This window comes from Chrysosporum bergii ANA360D (assembly GCF_029891735.1).
GTDB lineage: Bacteria > Cyanobacteriota > Cyanobacteriia > Cyanobacteriales > Nostocaceae > Umezakia > Umezakia bergii.
This window is the reverse complement of sequence record NZ_JANQDH010000100.1, coordinates 1-9562: the sequence shown is the minus strand read 5'-3', so window position 1 is coordinate 9562 and position 9562 is coordinate 1. Positions and strand designations below refer to the sequence as shown.

Below are 9562 nucleotides of genomic sequence, written 5' to 3'. Positions count from 1 at the left end.
AAGACCTAATGTAACAAAACCAATTCCTTCTTCATTTGGTAGCTCTGCCACGTTTATTCCTAACAGTTGAGCGACTTGAGAGCGAAGATGCACTTCTAATAATTTTGGTCGATCTTGCACAGCAGCTTGCTTCAGTTTCCTCTGAATATCTTCTGTGTGACTGACTGCCATCGAATCGTAACTCTGCGCTTTCCGGCTAGACTTAGAAAACTTCTCATAAAAAGGCAAATTACCTTTTTGATGATCCAAGAAGCGAGTCCATTGAATTGGGATCACACCAATTTGAGCGGCTGGCTCGTTCAGTAATTCGCCGAAGAGGTCTAAGCCTTTCTGTAACGGGATGGCCTCTTCACCTCTTTGCGGTAACTTGTCCAGTAGCCCTTGTCGTGCAGCCATACCGACTTGATCCCATGCCCCCCAGCAGATAGACAAACAGGGGAGTCCTCGCCCTCGCCGATAGGCAGCTAAACCATCTAGGAAAGCATTGGCTGCTGAATAGTTGGCCTGCCCTGGCGCACCTAATAGAGAACTGGCAGAAGAAAAGAGAACAAAGAAGTCTAGTCGCTGCTCCAGGGTCAAATTATGCAGAATCCAAGCCCCCTCTGCTTTTGGCAATAGAACTTTTTTGAGCTTGGCTGGAGTTTGTTGGAGTAGACTCGCATCATCAAGCACTCCTGCGGCGTGGATTACACCACACAGAGGTACGGTTAGATTGGTCAGAATCTGCGCTAATACCTTCTCATCGCTAATATCAGCTTGAGCCACAATGATTTGCGCCCCGGCTGATTCTAGCTCATCCAACACCAGACTGACTTCGGAACTGGTCTGACTGCGCCCCAACAAAACGAGATGTTTAGCCCCCTTTTCCACTAACCACCGTGCGATTTGTAAGCCGACACCGCCCCGTCCACCAGTGATCAAATAGCTGCGATCGCTGCGGATCTCAACCAGTTGTTCGGATTTGGGTTTATATTGACTAAGACGTGCTACGTATGCTTGTCCATTGCGCCAAGCCAACTGACTCTCTTCTCCGTCCTTTGATAGATGGCCTCTTTTTAGCTGTGTAAATATCGTGTTCGCCACATCTTGCTGTAAATATCCGGCTTCCACATCCATGTAAACACAGGACAATTCTGGGTGTTCTAGCATGATAACTTTGGCAAGTCCCAACAAAGACGATTGGGCGAAGCCATTTACTCGATCTTGTTCAACCACCGCTTGTGCATCACAGGTGACAATAAGCAGGGATGGCGGGGTTGAGTAGGTATTGAGTAATGCTTGCACAAGATATAGCACCGATGTACAGTTATCCTCTGCTTGCTTCATGGGGTGACAATCCTCTTTTTGATCCAACCCCCATAAATAGACGACTTGTTGTAAACCTGGCAAAGTACGGAATATTAATTCGTAATTGTCCAGTATCAGATCAGCATAGATCATGGTCACTGGCACTCCAGCATTGTCTAGCCTTTGTGCCAATGCAGCCCCTGTTCCATGCTGATCTGATAAAACCAAACAACTGCCAGAGATAGTGCCATCAGAAGGGACTAGGGAAGTTGATTGAGCTTGCCATTCAATGTCTACAAGCCAGTTGTGTACGTATGTTGTTCTGAGGAATTTTTCGGGAGAGGCTTCACGAAGTACAAAGCCAATTGCTTTCACCAAGGTTTCCCCGATTTCATTCATAATCTGGAAGTCATATTTGAATTCCCCAATCTTCCTCGCGTAGCACCACCACTCTGTTCCCGTGACGGGTTTGTACAGTTGCAGAGAAGCAAATGACAAAGGAACTCTGGTCGCGGAGTCTCCGTACTCGTACTCCATGACAGCGGTGGTTGAAAGTGAACCATCGAGCAATATGCCGTGAAGTTGATGTCCTGATACAGAGCCGACCACATCTGGTATGTGAAGACGGGTCAATGCTTCATTTTCCCCATGCCAAAGTTGCTGTACCCACCTAAAGGAAGGACCCATTTCAAATTTTTGTTTGACTAAGCTATTGTACCAGTCATGACCATTTACGGTATGTGGACAGCGCTGACGTATTTCGGTCGGGGAGAGTGTTGGCGGTTGGGCATCGCGCAACATTCTCAGACACCCTGTGACATGGACTTTCGGTTTGTTCTCTAAGGGACCATCCGGCATGAAGCTAATAATCTGGAAGCTCATGGGTGGAAATGTTTGATGGCTTTGATTCTCCTGTGACTTATCAGGGCTGAAAATCGCCTGCACGATCACCGTATCGTCGTCATGAAAGATAATTGGCTGATAAAAAGCAATATCAGTTAATTCATGCTGATAGTCTGGGTATAAAACCTGCGCTGCATTGAAGATTAAGGAAGCTAATACTGCCCCCGGTACAATGACTTCACCGTATATCTGATGATCGGAGATATGAGGCATCTGTCGCACGCCAAACTCGGTTTCAAACACCACTTTGTTCTCTGATGGTAGCCGGATCATCTTATCCAACATTGGGCGCAGCTCCTGTTTTTGGGGCTTTTTGACGGAGCTTTCAATCCAATATCGTTCTCTCTGAAACGGATAGGTGGGCAACAATATTTTGTGTCGTGAATAATCCTTGTCAAAACCCGCCCAGTCAATCTTGACTCCATTAACTACAAGTTGTCCACAAGTAGAAAGCATCTGCTGCCAATCGTTGCCATCTTCACGCAAACTGGGTAGCATGAGCGGATGACTAGCTGAACCGTTTTCACTATAAATCTGCTTTGCCATACCCAACAATATTGGTTTGGGTCCTACTTCTAGGAGGATGTCAGTATTCTGTTCTGCCAATGTGGCAATACCATCGGCAAAACGGACGGTAGAATGGACATGACGCACCCAATAATCAGGTGTAGCAACCTCCTTTGTTGCCAATTGCCCTGTACCGTTAGAAATCAGTGATAAACTGGGTGACCTATAGCTGATGGTGCTGGCAACGTCTCGGAATGCTTTCAGCATGGGGGTCATCATTGGCGAGTGGAAAGCGTGGGAGACTGTAATTAGGTGTGTTTTGATGCCTTCCGATGCAAACTCTGCTGCTAAATTATCTATAATTTCAGCTTTGCCGGAGATCACCACGCTTTGCTGTCCATTGATTGCTGCAATTGATACTTCTGCACTATAAGGCGCGATGAGCGCTTTCACTCCGATCTCATTGCTTCTGATACTAAGCATTTTCCCCGGCGGTAAGGCTTGCATCAAACATCCACGAGATGCAATGAGTTTTAACCCATCTTCTAAACTAAAGACACCCGCCAGACAAGCGGCTACATATTCACCCACGCTGTGACCCAGTACGACATCAGGCTCAATACCCCATGATATCCATAGTTTTGCTAGGGCATATTCAAAAGCAAAAAGGGCAGGTTGGGTATAAACGGTTTGATTAAGTTTGCTAGGGGAAGTGTAGAGTATGTTCAGAATTGATTCACCCAACAATGGATGCAGAATGTCGTCACATTCGTCCATAATCCGACGGAAGGTGGGCTGAGTTTCGTAAAGCTCACGCCCCATGTTGATGTACTGCGAACCTTGTCCAGTAAACAGAAAAGCGATTTGAGGGCTGAGTTGATTATCTAGTATCACATTATGTTGCGTTGGCATTGTAGCCTGCTGTGGGCAGTGTTCTAATTGTTCTGATAACTGCGCGATGTTCTCGGAGATAAAACTTAAGCGATGGGCAAAAAGATTACGCCCGACATTGGCACTATAACAAAGATCAGCTAGGGATATGGCGGGCGCTTCCCTGAGAAATGCCATGTAACGGGCTACCAATGCGTTGAGTGCCGCTTCGGTTTTGGCTGAAAGGGTCAGAATGTGACAAGGACGCTCCGGTGCATTTTCAGATTTTTCGTTTTGGCGGACAGGTGCTTCTGCGACAACTAGATGACAGTTTGTACCGCTCATACCAAACGAGCTAACTCCAGCGACGCGCTCTTTCCCAGTCCAGGGTACACACTGTGTCGGCACTTGAACTGGCGAAGATTCCCAATCAATGAAGGGATTAGGGTTTTGAAAATGGAGACTGGGAGGAATCTGTTTTTCTTGTAATGATAAAATGACTTTTATTAACCCCGCAATACCAGCGGCTGGTTCTAGGTGTCCGATATTAGTTTTGACAGAGCCAATCCACAAGGGTTCTGAACGAGAAGATCCAAAGACGGTCGTTAATGCTCCCACCTCAATCGGGTCGCCCAGTTGTGTCCCTGTGCCATGGGCTTCGATATAACTGACTGCTTCCGGCTGAACCTTGGCGTTTTGTAGTGCCTGACGCAGTAAGGCTTCTTGAGACAGCTTATTAGGGGCAGTTAAACCACTGCTACGCCCGCCATGATTGACTGCACTACCCCGGATTACGGCTAAAATTGGATCGTCTGCCACGATCGCGTCACTTATTCTTTTAAGTACAATCATGCCACAACCTTCGCCGCGTCCATAGCCATCGGCGGCAGCGTCAAATGTTTTACTACGACCATCGGTCGCAAAGGCATTTAACTGGGCAGTCCCAATCATAGGGTCTGGGATTAACATAAGCTGAACGCCACCAGCCAGTGCCAGATCACATTCTCCCATCCGCAAACTATTACAGGCAAGATGTACAGCCACTAAGGAGGAGGAACAGGCACTATCAACGACCATGTTAGGTCCTTGAAGCCCCAATAGATAGGATAAACGCCCCGGAGCATAGTAATTGCTATTGCCCGTTGCCGCATAGACATTATGATGATCCCCTGTATTTTCTAGGTGAGCATAATAGTCATTTTCGCTCATCCCGACAAATACCCCCGTTTGGCTATCCATCAATTGGCTGGGAGCAATGCCAGCCCTTTCGAGTGCCTCCCAAGCTACCTCCAGCAACATTCTATGCTGGGGATCTATATTGGCCGCTTCACGTGGCGAAATATCAAAAAACGAGGCATCGAATTTATCCACTGCATCAACAAAAGCGGCTTCACGAATATACATTTTGCCTGGACACCCAGGTTGGGGATCATAGTATTCATCAACTGCCCAGCGATCGCTAGGGATTTCGGTGACCATATCAACACCATTCTGAAGTAGTTTCCAGAATGTCTGTGGTGAATCAGCTCCCGGAAACCGCAGCCCCAGCCCCACAATTGCGATCGGTTCGTGCGCTCGGCGTTGCATTGCCTCAAGTTGTTGGTGTGCTTCCTTTAGGGACAGTCCAACACGCTGAAGTAATGTAGCTGCATCTTCGTTTGCTGTTATAGGTACTTTCATTAGAGTTGTTGGAAAATAAGGGATAATAATCAAGCAGACAAGTAGGGTGACATTAATGTTGAACTTAGACCGCATCCTGAATCAAGAGCGACTGCTACGAGCAATGACTGGACTTAACCGCTAAGCATTCAACGAGCTGTTATCTCAGGTTGCTGATACATATTAACGCACCGTGTTTAACTCCTTAGCAAACCGCAAACGTGCGCCCGGGGGCGGACGCAAGCCTACACTCAGAAGTATAGAGGAAAAACTATTTTATATCCTGCTGTACTGCAAATTTTATCACACTTTGATTCTTTTTCGGAGATGTCTATTGGGGGGTTGACTAATTGACTTGACAATGATATATTTTCATCATGGGAATCTGTGTCCGCATATAAGGTCTTTTTTCAACCACCAATATTTGATATTCGGATAGACAACCTCATTCATAAGAGCGATCGCATTTTCTAACCTCCCCTTGAATATTCCACCAACCCTATTAGAATATAATATGAATATGCTTTTGCAGTAAAAACATGAGAACAGAGCAAATAAGAGTTAGGGGTACTGTTCAGGGTGTAGGTTTTCGTCCCACGGTTTACCGCTTGGCTAAAAATGCTGGTTTAAAAGGAGATGTATGTAATGATGGGGATGGAGTTTTAATCCGGATTGTAGGGAGTGAGGAAAAGATAACTACTTTTGTGCAGCAACTGTATGACCACTGTCCACCCCTAGCTCAAATTCATGAACTAATCAGGAGTCCACTTTCTGGGTCTAATGATTTCCATGGTGATGAACTCACAGAATTTATCATTTCTCCCAGTATGGAAACACCAGTGAAAACGGAAATTGTTCCCGATGCTGCAACCTGTGATCAATGTCAAAAGGAAATTTTTGATCCCTTTAGTCGTTATTTCCGCTACCCCTTTACTAACTGTACCCATTGTGGACCACGGTTAAGTATTATTCAGGCCATTCCCTACGATAGAAATAATACTAGCATGGTAGATTTTCCTATGTGTGGAGAATGTAACCAGGAATATGAAGATGTGAATAATAGACGTTTCCACGCTCAACCCGTAGCTTGTTTTCGTTGTGGTCCCCGCGCATGGTTAGAACGTGCTGATGGTCAACCTATCACTGGGGATATGTTTTCTATGTTAGATGAGGTTGATGCAGTTTGTACCTTATTACGAAAAGGTGAAATTGTTGCTATTAAGGGTTTAGGTGGTTTCCATTTAGCTTGTGATGCTACCCAGGAAACTGTGGTTGAAAAACTACGACAGCGAAAAAAACGTTATCATAAACCTTTTGCTTTAATGGCTAGAGATATCAATATAATATCTCAATATTGTCAGATTTCTGATTTAGAAAAAGATTTATTAACTAGTCCTGCTGCACCAATTGTTTTATTAAAAATTAATCCCCAAAATAACTTGCCACATAACTCAGTAAAATCCCAAATTGGGAAGCCCATAGCTAGGGCGATCGCACCTGGTCAAAACACTCTGGGTTTCATGTTACCCTATACCCCTCTACATCATTTAATTCTCAGGAGAATGAATGTTCCCATAGTTCTCACCAGCGGTAATATTGCCGATGAACCTCAATGTATTGATAATTCAAATGCCAAAAAAAGGTTAGGTTCAATAGCTGATTATTTCTTATTACATAACCGAGATATTATTAACCGACTAGATGATTCAGTAGTGAGAGTAGTTAATCAAAAAATCCAAATTCTCAGACGCGCTAGGGGATATGCACCAGCACCGATTATTTTACCACAAGGTTTTGAAAAGACGCCACCTATTTTAGCCATGGGTGGAGAATTGAAAAACACCTTTTGTTTATTGAGAGCAGGTGAGGCTATTTTATCACAACATTTAGGAGATTTAGAAAATGCCTCCGCTTTTGCTACCTATCAAGAAACCCTAAATTTATATCTCAATTTATTCGCCCATAAACCAGCAATTATTGCCATTGATAAACATCCGGAATATTTATCATCAAAACTAGGTAGACAATTAGCAGTCAGTAATGAAATTCAACTTGATGAAATTCCACATCATCATGCCCACATTGCAGCTTGTCTAGGGGAAAACAAAATACCTTTAAATAGCCAGCCAGTATTAGGTGTAGCTTTTGATGGTTTAGGATATGGAGAAGATGGTAATTTCTGGGGAGGAGAATTTTTCCTGGCTGATTACTCTAATTGCCAAAGACTGGCTACCTTTAAACCAGTACCTATGATAGGAGGAAAACAGTCTATTTACCAACCCTGGAGAAATACTTATGCTCACCTCAATAGTGCTTTAAATTGGCAAGAGGTTCAAGAGCAATACCCCTCTCTAGAAATTGTGCGGTTTCTACAAAAACAACCTTTGAAATTGCTAGATCAAATGGTGGAAAAAAATATTAACTCACCCCTTGTATCATCTGTAGGTAGGTTATTTGATGCGGTAGCAGCAGCAATTGGGATTTGTCGGGAAGAATGTACCTACGAAGCACAAGCAGCTATAGAAATGGAGTCCAGCATCAGTCCTGAAATACTAAATGATATATCCAGTTATCCATCACATCAAAATATTGAAAAATTCAATGGAATGTACTATATAAACACAGCTCCCATGTGGAAAGGAATCTTAGAAGATATAAACCAACAAGTTGCAATAGGGGAAATAGCTGCCAAGTTTCACCTAACTCTAGCCCATTTGATTATAGAAACAGTTAAACAATTGAGTCAAGAATATAAAACCAATCAAGTAGCACTAACCGGGGGAGTATTTCAAAACCGAATTCTTTTACAGCAAACAACTAAATTACTGCAAAATATGGGCATGGAAGTTCTTACTCACAGTAAAGTACCTCCAAATGATGGAGGAATATCTCTGGGACAAGCTATGATTGTTGCAGCTAGATGTAGTCACAACACCTATCAATTTTAGGTAATTAAACCACTTAAAAGCAGGCGATCGCTCCAAAATAGAAGAAAATAAAACAGGGAACCCCATGGTAAATGGTAAAGCTTATCTCCTAACTATAGGTATAGTTGACATTGTGGCGTTGCATAATAGAGGTATGAATTGAGGTAATCTACTGTGCATTGTCCAAACTGCGGGTCTTCCAAAATCAGAAAGAATGGCAAACGTCGAGGTAAACAAAATCACATTTGTGTTGATTGTGGTCGTCAATTTATCGATGTCTATAGTCCACCTAAAGGTTATTCAGAAGAAGTTAAACAAAGTTGCCTGCGCTCTTATGTTAACGGTATGGGATTTAGAACAATTGAACGCGATAAAGGCGTTCATCATACAACTATTATTTACTGGCTAAAACAAATTGGTTCCATACTTCCAGATGCTCCACCAGTTGAGGAAACACCCTTGGTAGGTGAGCTTGATGAGTTGGAGACCTTTGTGGGATCAAAAAAAAACAAAATATGGTTGTGGACAGCAGTAAATCACTTCCGTAAAAATATCCTGGCTTGGGTTGTGGGAGACCACAGCTCACAAGCATTTCAACCTTTGTGGGACATCGTTAAACTCTGGCAATGCTTTTTTTATGTTACTGATGGGTGGAGGGTTTATCCGAGTTTTATTCAGCCAGAGGATCATATTGTGAGCAAAACATATATGACTAGGGTAGAGGGTGAAAATACACGTTTGCGTCACTACTTAGCGCAACTACATAGAAAAACGCTATGCTATTCAAAATCTGTAGATATGCTTAGGTATTCAATTAAATTATTACTTCACTATTTAAAGTATGAAGTAATACCCGCGTTTAGTTGATTCATCCCGCAAATATGCAACGCCGCGATCGCTCTTATGAACGGGATTGTCTATCCAGGAATATGAGATGTTGATGGAATATTAGGAGGGTTGGGAAATGCGATCGCCCTTATGAACGGGGTTGTCGATCCGAATATCAAATATTGGTGGTTGAAAAAAGACCTTATATGGGCACACAGATTCCTATGATGAAAATATATCATTGTCAAGTCAAGTAGTCAACCCCCCAATGGAAAATTTTCTGGTGCGTAATACATATTAGGGTTGATGGAATATTAGGAGGGGGGTTGGGAAATGCGATCGCCCTCATGAAGGGGATTGTCTATCCGGGAATATGAGATGTTGATGGAATATTTGAGGGGGGATTAAAAAATGCGATCGCCTTTATGAACGGGATTGTCGATCCGAATATCAAATATTGGTGGTTGAAAAAAGACCTTATATGCGGACACAGATTCCCATGATGAAAATATATCATTGTCAAGTCAAGTAGTCAACCCCCCAATGGAAAATTTTCTGGCGCGTAATACATATTAGGGTTG

General features: G+C 43.5%; 3 protein-coding genes. 2 read left to right on the top strand and 1 reads right to left on the bottom strand.

Going from position 1 to position 9562, the window contains the following annotated elements:
• Positions 1-5322 (bottom strand): type I polyketide synthase (locus NWP17_RS14795; protein WP_280655653.1); only part of this gene is annotated, 5322 nt, incomplete at its 3' end.
• Between the two features lie 443 nt (positions 5323-5765).
• On the opposite strand from NWP17_RS14795, the gene hypF reads away from it, so the two are divergent.
• Positions 5766-8174 carry a carbamoyltransferase HypF gene (hypF, locus tag NWP17_RS14790; protein ID WP_280655652.1) on the top strand — a complete coding sequence of 803 codons (2409 nt, stop codon included), beginning with the start codon at positions 5766-5768 and terminating at the stop codon, positions 8172-8174.
• Positions 8175-8327: 153 nt separating this feature from the next.
• Positions 8328-9020: an IS1 family transposase gene (locus NWP17_RS14785; protein WP_280655651.1), complete on the top strand. Its 693-nt coding sequence runs from the start codon at positions 8328-8330 to the stop codon at positions 9018-9020.
• Positions 9021-9562: the final 542 nt, after the last annotated feature.

What these genes read in the sequence shown, in the direction of transcription:
- hypF (WP_280655652.1), top strand. Translation starts at nt 5,766, where the DNA reads ATGAGAACAGAGCAAATAAGAGTTAGGGGTACTGTTCAGGGTGTAGGT.